The sequence below is a fragment of the Ancylomarina euxina genome (genome assembly GCF_003863355.1).
Lineage (GTDB): Bacteria > Bacteroidota > Bacteroidia > Bacteroidales > Marinifilaceae > Ancylomarina > Ancylomarina euxinus.
Window position 1 is genome coordinate 169597 of record NZ_QQWG01000001.1, and the last position, 16556, is coordinate 186152.

A 16556-nucleotide genomic window follows, 5' to 3' on the forward strand; every position below is an offset into this window, starting at 1 on the left:
CGATTTTAGGACTTTGATTGATGGCACAGATTAACTAAAAGATATGTTTTTAAAGAAACTAGACGAACAGCTTACGATTGCTCTTGAACAAGAGGGCTTTGAGAAGCCAACTCCTATACAAAAAAAGACAATTGGTAAGATGAAGAGTGGGCGGGATTGTCTGTTTATTGCTCCTGAGCAATCAGGCAAAACCACTGCCATTGTTATTACCGTTATTCAGCAATTGAAAGAGGCTTTAGATGATGTTCCAAGAGCATTAATCGTTGTGGAAGATAGAGCGAAAGCGGAAGCCATGAAAGAACAGTTCGACCTACTGGCTGAGCATACTGACTTACGTGTATTTGCCGTTTTTCAGGGCGAGCATATTCTTAAGCAACGCGATAGGGTTTATGCCGGTTGCGATGTGCTAATTGGGCCAGCTAAATTTCTTAACGAGCTTTATTCCAATTCGGGAATGAATTTGAATAGTTTAAGAATGTATATTATCGACGATGGACAATCTGTATTTAAGCATGAAATAACATCTCAAATAGATCGATTAACAACGAGTACACCTGAGTCGCAACGTATTGTTTTCACCACAGAAATGAATGTTAGAATTCAGGATTATGTGGAGTATTACATGATTGCTCCTGAGATTGTTGAAATTGAAGCTGAGGATAGTGAAGAAGAGAATCAACCAGAGTAATTCGTTTAGCTCTTGAGAAATATAAAAAGCCATTGTTCATTGTAGAACGATGGCTTTTGTCTTTATAAATTTGTGCAAAGAAAAAAACAGACTTGAGGATGAAGATAAACTTATCGTGATTAAATCTGATGGTAGAGCGAACAAAAGACCTGTCTTTCTTTTAATATATTGCATGAGTGCCTGATAAAGATTACTTTTGCTGAAAATCAGGAATTCAGCACCATTTTAACTTGTCTTATTGAGACTTGGAGTATCTGATTTATATAAATAAACTATAACAAGGTATTGATGCATTGCAAAAAAATCAAGCATACCTTTTTCCATTACATATCAAGAGTAAAATCTGATAGTTCATATTAGAAATTCATGAAGCGTACAGATATAGAATTAATGGCACCAGTAGGATCGTATGAATCTTTAATGGCGGCCATACAAGGAGGAGCCAATTCCATTTACTTTGGCATTGAGCAATTAAACATGCGTGCCCGATCGTCGAATAATTTCACCAAAGATGATCTTCGAGAAATCGTTAAGATCTGTAAGGAAAATCAAGTGAAAACATACCTGACAGTGAATACGGTCCTGTATGATAATGAGATGAATTTGATGCATGAAGTGATCGATTCGGCTAAAGAGAACGGGGTTACTGCGGTTATTGCTGCTGATGTGGCTGCAATTTTATATGCTCGTTCTATTGGGGTTGAAGTTCACATTTCAACACAGTGTAATATTACCAATATCGAGTCGGTAAAATTCTACTCTCAATTTGCTGATGTTGTTGTTTTAGCTAGGGAACTGAACCTGGATCAGGTAGCCAACATCTACCACCAAATTGTTCAGCAAGATATACGAGGTCCTAAGGGAGAATTGGTGCAAATAGAGATGTTTGCGCATGGTGCCTTATGCATGGCTGTTTCAGGTAAATGTTACTTGAGTTTACATGAAAAATCATCTTCTGCTAATAGAGGGGCTTGTATGCAAACTTGCAGAAAGGCCTATACGGTAACAGAAAAAGAATCGGGTAACGAGCTTGAGATTGATAATCAATACATCATGTCTCCTAAGGATTTGTGTACCATTGGTTTTGTAAATAAATTGATAGATGCAGGTGTTCGTGTGCTTAAATTTGAAGGAAGAGCCCGCTCTCCGGAATATGTGAAAACGGTATTGAGTTGTTATAACGAAGCTGTAGATGCTTACCTTGATGGGAGCTATGGAGAAGAGAAGATAGCCGTTTGGAAAGAAGAATTATCCACGGTTTTCAATCGTGGTTTCTGGGATGGCTACTACATGGGACAGAAAATTGGCGAATGGAGCTCAGAGTACGGTAATCGTGCGACCAAACGTAAAATGTTGATTGGAAAAGGAACCAACTATTTCAACAAAATTAAAGTCGCTGAGTTTTTATTAGAGTCTCAGGAATTATGTGTAGGTGATAAAATTCTGATTACAGGTCCAACAACTGGGGTTGTAGAAACGACGATAGAAGAGATTCGTGTGGATTTAAAACCAGTAGAAAAGGCTGTGAAAGGCGATAGTTTTTCAATTGTTTTGGATACGGTGATTCGCCGATCAGATAAACTTTATAAGATTGTTGATGTTCATGATGATTTACGTCAATAAACGGTGAGATAACCCGACCACTAAACAACTAAATAGCCGACTAATGAAAAGATATTTATTACTAGTACTTGCCTTGGTTTTTACAAGCAGTTTATGGGCTGATGAAAATGAAGGAAACCTAACTAAAAAAGGTCAACTAGCACCTGATTTTACCATTACAAGTTTGGATGGTGATCTTTTTAAGCTTTCTGATTTGAAAGGAAAAGTCATTCTAGTTAATTTTTTTGCAACTTGGTGCGGTCCTTGTATGAAAGAGCTGCCTGAACTGGAAAAACAGTTATGGCCTCGATTTAAGAATGAGAATTTTAAGATGATTTCTATTGGACGTGAGCATACCGTAACTGAGTTGAAAAAGTTTCAATGCGCAAAGGAATTTACTTTTCCGATTGCCGCTGATCCACAACGTCATATTTATGCAAAGTACGCTGAGAAATATATTCCAAGAAATTATATCATCGACAAAGAAGGGTATATTATTTTTCAGGGAAAGGGTTTTTCACAAAAGGAGTTGGATGAGATGATGGAAATCATTGAGAAGGCTATGAAAGAATAGATTATTAAGGGATAAGATATTGACTAATTCAATTGAATGATGCTATACAAAGGGAATATACTTAAAATGCGTACTCAACTTAAGGATGTGATTACTTATGAACTTCCTATAGGTGACGATTTTGTTGATATGAATACACTTATTGGCAAAAAGTTGACTTGGACTTATCTGCATCAAATTAATTGCGTGCATTGTGGTAAGAAAACCAAGACTTCATTCTCGCAAGGGTATTGTTATACTTGTTTTACAAGTTTGCCTCAAACCGATGCAAGTATAATGAATCCAGAGCTGGATGAATCGCACTTGGGTATTTCTCGAGACATGGAATGGTCTAAGTCGCATTCTTTAAAACCTCACTATGTTTATTTGGCCTTTTCGAGCAATTTAAAGGTGGGAGTGACTCGGGAATCACAAATTCCAACCCGATGGATTGATCAGGGAGCTGTAGCTGCTATAAAGCTTGCTAAAACTCCTAACAGACATATAGCAGGTATTATCGAGGTGGCATTGAAAGAACATTTTGCTGATAAAACCAATTGGAAAGCCATGCTAAAAAACGAAGGAGAACTAAGCGTTGATCTAAAGCTTGAAAAGGGAAGAGCGATAGAATTACTACATCCTGAATTACAACAATATGTTTGTGCTGAAGATGAGGCTTATGAACTAAACTATCCCGTAGAGCAATATCCCCAAAAAATTACAAGTTTCAGCTTTGATAAAGTAGAGACTTATGAGGGAACTTTAAAAGGGATAAAAGGGCAATATCTTATATTTGATGAGGGGAAAGTTATAAATATTCGAAAACACAATGGATATTTTGTTGAATTGAAAGTATAATAGGAAAATATGGAAGAAATTGTAGGCAAAAAGACCAAATTTCTTAATACATTTGTATTGAATGTTTTATATTTCAACAAAACAAAACACAATAAATATCCTTTACTAATCGTAAAATTCTGAAGTGAAATGGAAAATATAAACTGGAAAGAATTTGGTTTTGGTTATACTAAAACTGATTACAATGTGCGTTGTCACTACCGTGATGGAAAATGGGGAGAATTAGAAGTATCTTCATCTGATCAAGTAAATGTACACATTGCTGCTACAGGTTTACATTACGGACAGCAAGCATTCGAAGGTTTAAAAGCATTTAAAGGTCCTGATGGAAAAGTAAGAGTATTCCGTATCGATGAGAATGGAAAGCGTCTACAAAGTTCATCTAACGGTATCATGATGGCTGAAATGCCATTGGAATTGTTCGAAGAGGCTGTTATTAAAGCAATCAAATTGAACGAAAGATGGGTTCCTCCATATGAGTCAGGAGCTTCTCTTTATATTCGTCCTGTTCTTTTCGGAAATGGAGCACAAGTTGGTGTTAGTCCAGCTAAGGAGTATACTTTTGCAGTATTTGTAATGCCAGTAGGTCCTTATTTCAAAGAAGGTTTCAAACCAACTGACTATGTTATTTACCGCGAATACGATCGCGCTGCTCCTCAGGGAACAGGTACAATTAAAGTAGGTGGTAACTATGCTTCATCATTAAGAGGTGGAACACGTGCACATGATGAGGGATATTCTGCAGTACTTTTCTTAGATGCTAAGGAAAAGAAATATATCGATGAGTGTGGACCTGCTAACTTCTTCGGAATTAAGAACAATACTTATGTAACGCCTAAGTCAAACTCAATTTTGCCTTCTATTACAAACAAAAGTTTGTGTCAGATTGCAGAAGATTTGGGAATGACTGTTGAGCGTAGACCCATTACAGTTGAAGAATTAGCTGGTTTTACTGAAGCGGGTGCTTGTGGTACTGCTGCTGTTATTTCTCCAATCCGTAAGATTGTTGATGCTGATAATAAGGTTGACTATTTCTTTGGTGATGAGGCTGGTGAGACTAGTTTCAAATTATACGAAACATTGCGTGGAATTCAGTACGGAACTATTGAAGACAAGCATAACTGGAATACAATCATCGAATTTTAATCAATTCGATATGAGATAAATTAGGAGAGGGAGTTCATTTTGAACTCCCTCTTTTTTATTTTAGCTGTTTAAGGAATAGCGCGACGGCTATCCAATATTCTTCACCTCCATTTTGATTGATCCAAAGGGCTCGGGAACCATGGTGTCCAGCACCTTCGGGTATAAATAGAACCTGATTATGCAATAATTCATGTTTGCTAAGTAATTGAATGACACCTTCTGCTTCACTTTTTGAACTTGTAAGAAACATGGGCTTCTTGAATTCACTTAGAACATCAACAAGGCTACCTTTTTTATCAGCCATATAATCTCCAGGGCTAAATGAAAGCACAGTACTGACTTCAATCATATCAGCAGCCAAATACAAAGCTAATGTTGAAGAGTAAGAACTTCCCCAAAGAATAATTTTTGAGTTGAATTTATTTGATAAGTATAGAATGGAAGCTCTAATATCAGGTTCTGCATCGAGGTAATTAACGCCTTTATTGTACTTTTTTGCCCTGAGGTAGGTTAGGTTTTGTTTATCACCAATTGGTCCACCAGAACGTTGATCAATGGCCATACAATTATAACCCATCTTATTTAGGCGCTCAGCAATGCCGGCATATTCAAATTTATTAAATCGAGCTTGATGGCAAAGTAAAATAACGGGAGAGCTGTCATCAATTTGATAGAGATGCGCTGAAATTTTAAGAGAATCAAGTGAATTGAATTCCACAAGTTTCGGGCAGTCTTTCTCTTTTTCGGGGCAGTTATGCTTTGTTTGTTCTTCGGATTTTGAAGAACAAGAAATGTTCAATATAAAGCAGGTCAAGAGTACTGATATTAATCGAATCATGAGGGATTATTTTAGGATAAATATGATATACTTATAGTCCTTAATTTTCTCAAATCAATCAATAAGGGAAATGTGATGGGTCCAGTTGTTTCAATTTAGATATTGAGTTTTTCCCATTTACATCATACTTTAATAGTAGAACAAATTATCAAACCATCTCAACATCCTTCAACAGCACATTTCCACTTTGTTGTTCAAAATTTATCTTGTACTCATTTATTAGATGAGTTAAGGTATTAAAAACCCTACCTTTTTTTACAGGAATGTCATCTGAGCCGTATTCTTCCAATGAATTAATCACCCTATTTAAGCTCATGACCGAAATGTCAAAGGCCGGTGCATAGGCCGTTTCTTTATCTCTATCTGTGATTAATTCTGAAATCAGACCACAATTTACTAAATTAAATAATATTTCCCGTGTTAAACGGATAGGTAATTCTAATTCTTGAGAAATATCTTTAGATCGATATGGTCTATTGTCTTGATTGAAGTTATGTACGATCTTATGAACAACAATTAAGTTAAGCAACCTTCGGAAGCTATAGGATATTTGAGTTGATTCTGCTTCAAATTCATAGCTTTCAACATTCTGCTCAGCGAAGGAAATTTCAGCCCCAAAGAGCACGACAAGCCAACTGAGTTGTAACCACATAAGGAATAAGGGGAGAGCGGCAAAACTACCATAAACAGCATTGTATGAGGTGACGCTTCCTTGAAATTCAATATAAACAATTTGAAGAATTTGGTAAATTGTACCTGCTATAACACCCGCTAACATGCCAGACTTGAAACTAACCCGGGTATTGGGCATAAACACATATATAATTGTGAAAAGTACCCAAACAAGAATGTAAGGAATCAAGTTAATTAGGAAAAATAATAAAGGTCCGACCATTTCAAAAATGGTATTTCCATCAATAATGCCACTGACCTTAGATTTGATAAAAACAGTTACAGCACTGGACCCTATAAGTAGAATAGGTCCAAAAATCATAATAGATGTATAGTCTGAGAATTTACGGCCCCAACTACGCCCTTTTTTTATTTGCCAGACATCGTTAAAAGCCTCTTCAATATTACTGAGTACTTTTATTACAGCCCAAAAAAGAATAATAAAACCTAGCCCTGCTATAAGTGTGCCTTTGGTATTTTCGAGCATTTTATTTGCAAATTGAATCAACCAAGTAAGAACTTCTTCTTGCCCAGATAAGCTTTTGGTCAATTCTTTTTCCAGAAGCTTATCCATTCCAAAGCCTTTGGCAATCCCAAAAAACATAGCTAAAACAGGAACAACCGATAAAAGAGAATAAAAGGTGAGAGCAGAAGCTCTCAACTGACATTTATCTTCATAAAACCCTTTTATGGCTAAAAGATAGATACGAAGTTGTCTCATTAGGAAATAACGAGGGCCTGATAAATCTTTTAATCGCATACTCCAAACACCCTGACTAAGGAAGTTCATGATGTTATTGAAGTGAGTTATAATTTTGGTGATCATTTTACTGATGTTATAGATAACAATTGCTTATTGCTATGTAAAGCTACAAAATTAGATTGCTTTAGAAAACATATTAGTATTGCCAGATTTGGCATTTCTCAATCTATTATCAAAGAGTTTGCAAATGTTTCTTAAGAAAGTCATCCCTAAGTCAGATACTTCCAACTTATTAGAATCGAAACTTAAGATACCTTCTTCTGCCATAATTTGGAGTTCTTTCTTAATTGTTTCAGGCATATATGGCTTTAGTTCATCAGAAAAAACAAGTTCTCTTCTACAGGAGATATCCAAAATGGCTTTTTTAACTTGTAAGTCTTCATCCGTTAGATAGCAAGCCTTAACCAAATCCAGCTCTCCTTTTTCAGAAGCAGTTTTATATAAGTGTATTTCTTTAGGATTTTGAGCGTAAGCATATTTCGCATCAGAAATAGATGAAGCGCCTAAACCAATTAATAGTTCTGTATGAGATGTGTTGTATCCCATAAAGTTTCTGTGTAATCGCTTTTCAATTTTGGCTTGATATAAATTATCGTGAGGCAATGAGAAATGATCCATTCCCACGTCATCATAACCAAGTTCAGCAAGTTTTGTTTTACCTAATTCGTAAAGAGCTCTTTTGCCAGAACTATCTGGAATATCTTCTTCGGTAAATAAGCGCTGTCCCTTACTTTTCCATGGTACATGAGCGTATGAATAGTAGGCAATTCTGTCTGGCTTCAGTTCAGAAACTTTATCAAAAGTGTCTCTTATTGAGCTGATTTCTTGCTTTGGTAAACCATAAATTAAATCGTAATTCACAGAGTGATAGCCAATTTCACGAGCAATTTCAGTTACCTCTTTTACTGTTTCGTAAGTTTGAAGTCGGTTAATAACTCTTTGGACTTCAGGGTCGAAATCTTGTACTCCAAAACTCACTCTACGGAAACCAACCTCGAAAAGAGCTTCCATGTGTTCACGTGTTGTATTGTTTGGATGACCTTCGAAACTAAATTCATGCTCGGGATGTAAATCAGCACTAGACTTAATTCCGTTGATTAATCTTTTCAGGTTTTCTGGACTAAAAAAAGTTGGTGTTCCTCCACCTAGATGGAGTTCTCTTAAGATCGGTTTTTCGTCGAACTGCTCCAGATAGATGTTCCACTCTTGAAGGAGAGCATCAATATAGGAATCTTCAACACAATGATCGCGAGTAATTACTTTAGTACAGGCACAATACGTGCATAAACGTTCACAATAAGGGAGGTGAATATAGATACTAATTCCTTTAGTTTGATTCGATTCGTTAAAACAACGTTTCACTAACTGGAACCATTTATCAACATCGGGCGTATCATCTCCCCAAAACGGAACAGTTGGGTAACTAGTGTATCTGGGAACTGGAACGTTGTATTTATCTATTAATGCTTCTCTATCCATAATATTGTGACTTGACTGTTAGCAAATTCATTACTGATTGATACAAAGATATCTTTTTTTGCGAATGTTGAAACTTCCGCTACGATTCTACTTTCTTGATCTTTTCCCTGATAGAACTTCCATTCGTAATCAGCTATTATTAATTTTAAGACGTAAGTGTCTTTTATTTCGTGATTATTGAATAACTTGCATTTTGAATTTTAAAAAACACTTAAATGAAAGCACTAAGTATTTGCACAATAATTTTGGCCGTTTTATTTACCCTGCCATTACAAGCTCAAGATAAATTTTTCGATTTTAAGCTTAAAACTTTATCTGGTGAAGATGTCCCCATGAGTTCTTATAAAGGGAAAGTTGTGATTGTTGTAAACACGGCTAGTAAATGTGGTTTAACACCTCAGTACGAAGGTCTGGAAGCCATGTATAAGAAGTATAAAGATCAAGGCTTAGTTATTTTAGGTCTGCCTTGCAATCAGTTTTTAGAGCAGGAACCAGGTAGTTCATCGGACATTGCTGAATTTTGTAAGAAGAACTATGGTGTTAGCTTCCCTATGTTCGAAAAAATTGAAGTTAGAGGTGTAAATGCACACCCTTTGTATAAAATGATGACTTCTCAGAAACCATTTAGGGGTTTTGATAGTTCAGCTTCAGGACAAAAATTCAAATTATTCTTGAGTGAGAAGTTTCCTGAAATTTATGAAGGTGATGGTGTTAAATGGAATTTTACGAAGTTTATTATTGATAGAAGTGGAAAACTTGTTAAGCGCATTGAACCCAATATTGCTCCCAAAGATTTTGAAAAAGAAATAGCTGATATGTTAAGTGATTTATAGGCTTATCACACTTGAATATTTTTTATTATTAAAATAAGTGTTGCCCTTGTTTTTAAGGGCATTTTTTTTGAGATATTCTCAATAAAGTGTCAATTAGTTCGTTAATGATATGGGTTGAAATCAGGGGGGTGAATTAAATTAATAGGATAATTGGTTTAATAGAAAGCAGTGTGGAAAATTAAAAAAAGCTAAAAAAAGATGTAGGTCTGCTTGCTTTTTTTATATTTGTGGAACTAGAAAATAAAATGCGATATTTTGATTAACAATCACTCATATTGGACAAGCATTCTGTTTTTATAGGATAAGATTCCTACTTAATAAGACTTGATGTAATTGAAGGTTTAGTAAGTTAGTCTCAAAAATTGAAGATGAAAATGTTTAAAAGCAATAATAAAATGAGCAGAAATAACGAAGTACAAACAACAGCAGTTAATTTAGTTTGTGATGGAACATCTATTAATGGAGATATAGAAGCGTCAAGAGATATTAGAATTGATGGCTTTGTAAAAGGAAAAATCATTGTTAAAGGTAAGGTTGTTGTTGGTCCTACAGGTAAGGTTGAAGGCGATATCACTTGTCAAACAATTGATGTTTCTGGTCGTATTGAAGGAAATGTTCACGTCAGTGAAATTATTAGCCTTAAAGCATCAGCTCTAATCTTGGGTAATATCAACACCGTTAAAATTTCGGTAGAGCCAGGAGCCAAATTTACAGGAACTTGTAAGATGGGAAATGAAGCAACTGTAAAGGATGAAAAAAAACCAGTCAAATAAGTTAGACGCCGAAAAGAAAAAAAGGCAATTACGAGAAGCTGCTAAGTATTCGGGACTTGCATTTCAAATGATTGCCATTATATTGTTAGTATTGTTCGCAGGTATGCAAGCTGATAAATATTTGGGAAACGATTTTCCATTGTTTACTGTTATAGGTGCATTTCTGGGGGTAATACTTTCGTTGTATATAGCCCTAAAGGATTTTCTCAAAAAGGATAGTTGAAATCTAAAGACTTTCTGTATTTTCATGGAGTTTTTGTGGAAAAACACTCAAACGACAATTTTAAAACTTAAAATACATGAAAAAACATATTTCCCGCCTGGGACTTCTAACCTTATTCCTTTTAGTTCTTACTGTTGTTTTATTTTATGAGACACTGAATCCTTGGTTCAATCCTATTTTCCCATTCATTTTACTATATTTCTTTATCTTCAATCTAATTCAGCATTCTGCATTAGTCAAGAAAAAAGAAAAAAGTCCGATGGCTTTTAATACAAGTTTTATGGCATGGTTTGCCATTAAGCTATTTCTAAATCTGACGATTATAATCGTTTTTGTTCTTGCGAATAGGTCGGAAGCTCTTAGTTTTGTAATTTATTTTGCCACCTGTTACATTTTTTATACCGTATTCGAGGTCACGTCTTTAGTGAAGAATCTGAATTCAAAGTGAGATAAATAAAGACAAGTTGGTATCTTATGTCTTTTTTTTATTAAATTTGGAGGGCTTAAAAAAAAGGCCTTTTAAGAAGAGAAATACATGATGTTTTCACCATGAACTGTTCTTGGTTGATTTTAAGTTATTTCCGGTTTTGTCTTGTGTCATTAGCAAGTAAAGAACCCTTTTATTAATCTGATATTTTCGAATGGAATGAAGCACATTCATCGACTTTTACTTATCGCATTCTTTTTTACTTGTCTAACTCCAGCTTTTGCCTCAGTTAGCGATGAGCATGAACACGAGATTCATCAAGAAAGCCACAACAAAAAGAAATTTGAACCCGGAAACTTTATCATGGATCACATCGCCGATGCTTATGATTGGCATGTCTTTTCCTATGGCGATTTCCACTTTACAGCACCTTTACCAGTCATTGTTTATTCTGAGCACTCTGGATTTCATGTTTTCATGTCGAGCAATTTTCATCACGGTCATTCATCTTATAAAGGATTTGAATTGGCTAAGGAAGGTGAATATAGAGGCAAAGTTGTTGAGATGGTTAATGGCCATCATGTACGCCCCTTTGATATCTCGATGACAAAGAATGTTGTGTCGATGTTAATCTCTATGATTTTTCTTCTATGGGTTTTCATATCAGTTGCTAAAACGTATACCAAAAGAAAAGGGCAGGAGCCTAAAGGTCTTCAGGCATATCTTGAACCCATTATTGTTTTTGTAATTGATGAAATTGCAAAACCAGCAATTGGCGAAAAGAAATATAAAAAATTCGTCCCATTCTTGTTGACCATCTTTTTCTTTATTTGGTTGAATAACTTAATGGGACTTGTGCCCTTTATTCCTGGTGGAGCCAATGTAACGGGGAATATTACCATTACGATGGTTTTAGCTCTGTTTACATTTATAATCACAACAGTAAATGGGAACAAGAATTATTGGAAGCATATTTTTAACACTCCAGGTGTACCTTGGTGGTTGAAATTTCCGGTGCCTTTGATGCCATTGGTTGAACTGATGGGGGTTTTTACAAAACCGTTCGTCCTAATGGTTCGACTTTTTGCAAACATTACTGCAGGTCACATGATTGTATTGGCCTTTGTTTCTTTGATCTTTATATTTGGAGAAATGAGCCCTGCTTTAGGAATGGGAACATCTGTCATTTCAGTTTTCTTTGTCATTTTCATGGACGTTCTTGAATTGCTTGTTGCTTTAATCCAAGCTTATGTGTTTACCCTTTTATCTGCTCTTTATTTTGGAATGGCAGTAGAAGAGCATCATTAAAAATTGAATCAAACTCCTTCGGGGGACATTATAGTTTTATAAATTTTAAACTAAATTATCATGATTACATTATCAATTATTCTTCAGGCCGCTGCAACTGCAGGTCTTGCAAAGTTTGGTGCTGCTATTGGCGCTGGTTTAGCTGCTATTGCTGCTGGTATCGGTATTGGTAAGATTGGTGGATCTGCTCTAGAGAGTATCGCTCGTCAACCAGAAGCTGCTGGAGATATTCGTTCAAACATGATTGTTGCTGCTGCCCTTATTGAAGGTGCTGCTTTCTTTGCAATCATCATTTGTTTGTTGGCTATCGTACTTTAATAGTATTATCCCACAATTTGCTCAATGAGGTTGTCGGCGACAAATTGTGGGTACCAACATTTTAATTTTAAATCATTAATTACAAGTTGTAATTATTAATATAGAATACTATGGGCTTAGTAACTCCCGAATTGGGAACTTTCATATGGATGTTTATTGCTTTTGCAAGTGTGTTTTTTCTATTGAAGAAATATGCCTGGCCTGCAATTGTTGATGCAATTGAGGAACGTAATAACTCTATTAAGGAGGCGCTTCTTTCTGCTGAAAGTGCAAAAGAAGAGATGGCTAAATTGCAGGCTGATAATCAAAAGATTTTGAAGGAAGCCAGACGTGAGAGAGAGGGCATGCTTAAGGAAGCTAAGGAATTGGGTGATCAAATTGTAAGGGAAGCCAAGACTAAAGCAACTGAAGAAGCCGAAAAGGTGGTTGAATCAGCTCGTCAGGCTATCGAAAGTGATAAAGTAGCAGCTTTAAGTGAAATTAAAGCTCAGGTAGCTACTCTTTCAGTAGAGATAGCAGAGAAGGTTTTGCGTCGCCAATTCGAAGATGATCAGCAACAAAAGGATTATTTCCAGAAGTTGATGAAGGAAGTAAATATCAATTAATTCTCTGGAAGTTGAACATCTATCCCTTTTGAGGATTGCAATTAATTAGAAGATATGAACGAAAGTAAAATCTCGGTTCGATATGCAAAAGCTCTTTTCCTATTAGGAAAAGAAAAGAATGTGCTAGACACAGTGGTGGCTGACATGAAACTTGTTGGTGAGCTTTGCAATACAGTTATGGATTTTTGGTTGATGGTTGAAAGCCCAGTGATTAAAACATCGCAGAAACGAAAGGCTGTTAAACTAGTCTTAGCTGATAAGCTTGATGCTATTAGTCTGGGTTTTATTGATATGGTCTTTGAAAATCGCCGTGAAATTTTCATAAAGGATATGGTCCGCAATTTTTTGGATTTATGCCGAAAAGATAAGGGTGTTGTATCAGCAAAATTGACAACTGCAGGACAAATCGATGGGGATGATAAAACGAACCTAAGTGAAATGCTTAAGAAAGCTTTTAATTCGAAAATTGAATTAGAAGAAGTTCTTGATAAGGATATTATAGGAGGTTTTATTCTTCGTGTTGATGACCAGGAATTGGATGCAAGTGTATCTAATCAATTGTATCAAATAAAGAGAGCATTAATGTAGTAAAACCTGACTCTAACTTAGAGTGATTTTTTACGACTATGAATAATTAAAGGATTTTGATGTTTAAGATAGGTTTTATTAGCCTTCGACCCTACTTTAAAAGAGGATCTTGAATCTCATATATAAGTCTTGAATCGTAACAAAAGCAAAAAAAATATGGCTAGTATTAAACCTGCTGAAGTTTCGGAAATTCTAAAGCAACAATTAGAAGGTCTAAAAACAGAAGCACAACTTGAAGAAGTTGGAACCGTACTACAAGTGGGTGATGGAATTGCCCGTATTTACGGTTTGTCACACGTTGGATCAAACGAACTTATCGAATTTCAGAATGGTATTTTAGGTATCGTTCTAAATCTTGAAGAGGATAATGTTGGAGCGGTACTGCTTGGCGACACTCAAGGGATTAAAGAAGGCGATACTGTGAAACGTACTAAGCGAATTGCTTCCATCAATGTTGGTGAAGGTATGTTAGGCCGTGTGATCAATACCCTGGGCGAACCTATAGATGGTAAAGGTCCAATACAAGGTAAAACATACGAGATGCCACTGGAACGTAAAGCGCCAGGTGTTTTGTACCGTCAGCCCGTAAATGAGCCTCTTCAAACGGGTTTGAAATCGGTTGATGCCATGATTCCTATTGGTCGAGGACAACGTGAATTGATTATTGGTGACCGTCAGACAGGTAAAACTGCCATCGCGATTGATACCATCATCAATCAGAAAGAATTCTACGACAAAGGAGAGCCTGTTTTTTGTATCTATGTTGCAATTGGACAAAAAGGTTCTACAGTAGCAAATATTGCTAAAATACTTGAGGATCATGGTGCAATGGCTTATACGGTTATTGTGATGGCTACGGCTTCTGATCCTGCAGCACTTCAATTTTATGCACCATTTGCTGGAGCATCTATTGGAGAATTTTTCCGTGATACAGGTCGTCCAGCCTTGATTATATATGATGATTTATCGAAACAAGCGGTTTCTTACCGTGAGGTTTCATTATTACTTCGTCGTCCACCAGGGCGTGAAGCATATCCAGGTGATGTATTTTACCTTCACTCGCGCTTATTAGAACGTGCTGCAAAAATTATTAACTCTGATGATATTGCTCGTCAGATGAATGATTTGCCACAAAGTTTGATAGATGCTAGAGATGAAAATGGAGAATCGATTATTAAAGGGGGTGGTTCTTTAACGGCACTTCCAATTATTGAGACTCAGGCAGGTGATGTATCTGCTTATATTCCAACTAACGTAATTTCGATTACTGACGGACAGATCTTCCTAGAGTCTGATCTATTTAATGCGGGTATTCGTCCAGCTATTAACGTTGGTATTTCGGTATCTCGTGTGGGAGGTAATGCACAAATTAAGTCGATGAAGAAAGTGGCTGGTACATTGAAACTTGACCAAGCTCAGTATCGTGAATTGGAAGCATTCTCTAAGTTTGGTTCTGATATGGATGCAGCTACTCTATCTGTACTTAATAAAGGTGCTAAAAATGTTGAAATCTTAAAGCAAGGACAGTATTCGCCATATTCTGTTGAGAGACAGGTCGCAATTTTGTTCTGTGGTAGTCAAGGTTTATTACGTCATGTTCCTGTTGCAAAAACCAAGGAATTCGAGAAAGATTTCTTGGATTTGATGGAGTTGAAACACAAAGATGTGTTAAGCGAGTTGGCAACTGGAAAATATACAGACCAAGCACAAGATACAATGCGTCAGGTTGCCGCTGAAGTATCTGAGAAATATAAAAACTAGCTTTAGTATATAGCCATTAACTCTTAGAGATTAGGAGTTAATGGTATTTACAAAAGCCATTTAATTTGATTATAGAATGGCCAATTTAAAGGAAATACGTACACGAATATCATCCGTAGAGAAAACCAAACAGGTTACTGCTGCTATGAAAATGGTTTCGGCAGCTAAGCTGAAGAAAGCTCAGGATGCTATTGTGCAAATTCGCCCCTATGCTGATAAATTACAAGAGATTCTTGGGAATTTATCAGGAAGCTTAAGTGATTCAGAGGATAATATTTATGGTGCTGAACGTAAGGCTGACAAAGTTTTGTTGGTTGCTATAACTTCGAATAAGGGTTTGTGCGGTGCTTTTAATTCAAATGTTCTTAAGCGTGTAAATGAACTCTCTAGAGATGTCTACTCTAAGCAAAAAGCTGAGGGGAACTTCAAGGTTTTAGCAATTGGTAAACAAGGCTTTAAAGATATATCTAAAGTTCATCAAGTAATTGTCCACCACAATGAGCTTTTTGATGATATGAACTTTGAAAACACGTCTTCTATTGCCAGTTCTATAATGGAAGAGTATGTTGCAGGTAAATATGATAGAGTTGAGCTGGTTTACAATCGGTTTAAAAATGCAGGTGTTCAAATCTTAACTAATGAGCAGTTTTTACCAATTGTTACCAATGATAGCGATGCTGACACAGCTCAATCTGACTATATTTTTGAGCCTGGAAAAGAAGCCATTATAGGCGAGTTGATTCCAAAATCATTGAAAACACAATTTTTTGGTGCTATGCTGGATTCTGTTGCTTCAGAGCACGGAGCCAGAATGACATCGATGCACAAGGCAACTGATAATGCGAGTGATTTAATTCAAGAGATGAAGTTGCATTATAATCAGGCTCGACAAGCCGCTATTACTAATGAAATTCTTGAGATTGTTTCTGGTGCAAATGCACTTTCTCAATAAAATATTAATAACAAAAGCTGTTGCATCCCCGCTCAATGAGCGGGGATTTTTTGTATGTAATCGTTAATTTTATTAAATTATATCATCTTTCTGTATCTAAATTCAAGCTTCTGGTATTCATAATGAACAATTATATGATCTAAGCTTATTTTTTTTATATCCTGTTAAG

Annotated in this window: 18 protein-coding genes; 15 read left to right on the plus strand and 3 right to left on the minus strand. The window is 36.0% G+C overall.

All coding sequences use genetic code 11. The features are described from left to right. Window positions 1-43: 43 nt before the first annotated feature. From DWB61_RS00690 to DWB61_RS00710, 5 genes are all read left to right on the plus strand, one after another. A complete protein-coding gene (locus DWB61_RS00690; protein WP_125028912.1) occupies window positions 44-688 on the plus strand; it encodes a DEAD/DEAH box helicase in 645 nt (214 codons plus the stop codon). A gap of 366 nt (window positions 689-1054) precedes the next feature. After that, window positions 1055-2311, plus strand: a complete 1257-nt coding sequence (locus tag DWB61_RS00695) for a peptidase U32 family protein (RefSeq protein WP_125028913.1) — start codon at window positions 1055-1057, stop codon at window positions 2309-2311. A 43-nt stretch (window positions 2312-2354) separates the two neighbouring features. Beyond that, on the plus strand, window positions 2355-2864 hold the full coding sequence (locus tag DWB61_RS00700; RefSeq protein ID WP_125028915.1) for a peroxiredoxin family protein: 510 nt from the start codon (window positions 2355-2357) through the stop codon (window positions 2862-2864). Window positions 2865-2900: 36 nt separating this feature from the next. Next, a complete protein-coding gene (locus DWB61_RS00705; RefSeq protein ID WP_225423339.1) occupies window positions 2901-3701 on the plus strand; it encodes a DUF2797 domain-containing protein in 801 nt (266 codons plus the stop codon). A gap of 129 nt (window positions 3702-3830) precedes the next feature. Continuing rightward, window positions 3831-4847, plus strand: coding sequence for a branched-chain amino acid aminotransferase (locus tag DWB61_RS00710; RefSeq protein WP_125028916.1), 1017 nt, complete (start codon window positions 3831-3833; stop codon window positions 4845-4847). Window positions 4848-4902: 55 nt separating this feature from the next. On the opposite strand, the gene DWB61_RS00715 is transcribed toward DWB61_RS00710, so the two are convergent. From DWB61_RS00715 to hemN, 3 genes are all read right to left on the minus strand, one after another. Beyond that, on the minus strand, window positions 4903-5685 hold the full coding sequence (locus tag DWB61_RS00715) for an alpha/beta hydrolase family protein (RefSeq protein ID WP_125028917.1): 783 nt from the start codon (window positions 5683-5685) through the stop codon (window positions 4903-4905). Between the two features lie 148 nt (window positions 5686-5833). Further along, a complete protein-coding gene (locus DWB61_RS00720; protein WP_125028919.1) occupies window positions 5834-7183 on the minus strand; it encodes a YihY/virulence factor BrkB family protein in 1350 nt (449 codons plus the stop codon). 51 nt (window positions 7184-7234) lie between these two features. Beyond that, window positions 7235-8599, minus strand: coding sequence for an oxygen-independent coproporphyrinogen III oxidase (hemN, locus tag DWB61_RS00725; protein ID WP_125028921.1), 1365 nt, complete (start codon window positions 8597-8599; stop codon window positions 7235-7237). Between the two features lie 215 nt (window positions 8600-8814). On the opposite strand from hemN, the gene DWB61_RS00730 reads away from it, so the two are divergent. The 10 genes from DWB61_RS00730 (at window position 8815) to atpG (ending at window position 16387) form a co-directional block, all read left to right on the plus strand. Next, window positions 8815-9432, plus strand: a complete 618-nt coding sequence (locus DWB61_RS00730; protein ID WP_125028923.1) for a glutathione peroxidase — start codon at window positions 8815-8817, stop codon at window positions 9430-9432. Window positions 9433-9827: 395 nt separating this feature from the next. After that, the gene (locus DWB61_RS00735) at window positions 9828-10205 is read left to right on the plus strand and encodes a bactofilin family protein (RefSeq protein ID WP_125028925.1); all 378 of its coding nucleotides are present in this window, start codon (window positions 9828-9830) and stop codon (window positions 10203-10205) included. Beyond that, window positions 10183-10428, plus strand: coding sequence for an AtpZ/AtpI family protein (locus tag DWB61_RS17950; protein ID WP_125028926.1), 246 nt, complete (start codon window positions 10183-10185; stop codon window positions 10426-10428). The genes DWB61_RS00735 and DWB61_RS17950 overlap by 23 nt, the downstream gene beginning before the upstream one ends. Window positions 10429-10504: 76 nt before the next feature. Beyond that, window positions 10505-10876 carry a hypothetical protein gene (locus tag DWB61_RS00745; RefSeq protein WP_125028928.1) on the plus strand — a complete coding sequence of 124 codons (372 nt, stop codon included), beginning with the start codon at window positions 10505-10507 and terminating at the stop codon, window positions 10874-10876. A 198-nt stretch (window positions 10877-11074) separates the two neighbouring features. Beyond that, a complete protein-coding gene (atpB, locus tag DWB61_RS00750) occupies window positions 11075-12163 on the plus strand; it encodes a F0F1 ATP synthase subunit A (protein WP_125028929.1) in 1089 nt (362 codons plus the stop codon). 60 nt (window positions 12164-12223) lie between these two features. Then, window positions 12224-12481, plus strand: a complete 258-nt coding sequence (gene atpE / locus DWB61_RS00755) for an ATP synthase F0 subunit C (protein ID WP_156190146.1) — start codon at window positions 12224-12226, stop codon at window positions 12479-12481. A gap of 110 nt (window positions 12482-12591) precedes the next feature. After that, the gene (gene atpF / locus DWB61_RS00760) at window positions 12592-13086 is read left to right on the plus strand and encodes a F0F1 ATP synthase subunit B (protein WP_125028930.1); all 495 of its coding nucleotides are present in this window, start codon (window positions 12592-12594) and stop codon (window positions 13084-13086) included. A 54-nt stretch (window positions 13087-13140) separates the two neighbouring features. Continuing rightward, entirely contained in the window at window positions 13141-13674 is a 534-nt protein-coding gene (gene atpH / locus DWB61_RS00765) for an ATP synthase F1 subunit delta (RefSeq protein WP_125028932.1), read from the plus strand. A gap of 156 nt (window positions 13675-13830) precedes the next feature. Further along, window positions 13831-15435, plus strand: a complete 1605-nt coding sequence (gene atpA, locus DWB61_RS00770) for a F0F1 ATP synthase subunit alpha (protein ID WP_125028933.1) — start codon at window positions 13831-13833, stop codon at window positions 15433-15435. Window positions 15436-15511: 76 nt separating this feature from the next. Beyond that, window positions 15512-16387: an ATP synthase F1 subunit gamma gene (atpG, locus tag DWB61_RS00775; RefSeq protein WP_125028934.1), complete on the plus strand. Its 876-nt coding sequence runs from the start codon at window positions 15512-15514 to the stop codon at window positions 16385-16387. Window positions 16388-16556: the final 169 nt, after the last annotated feature.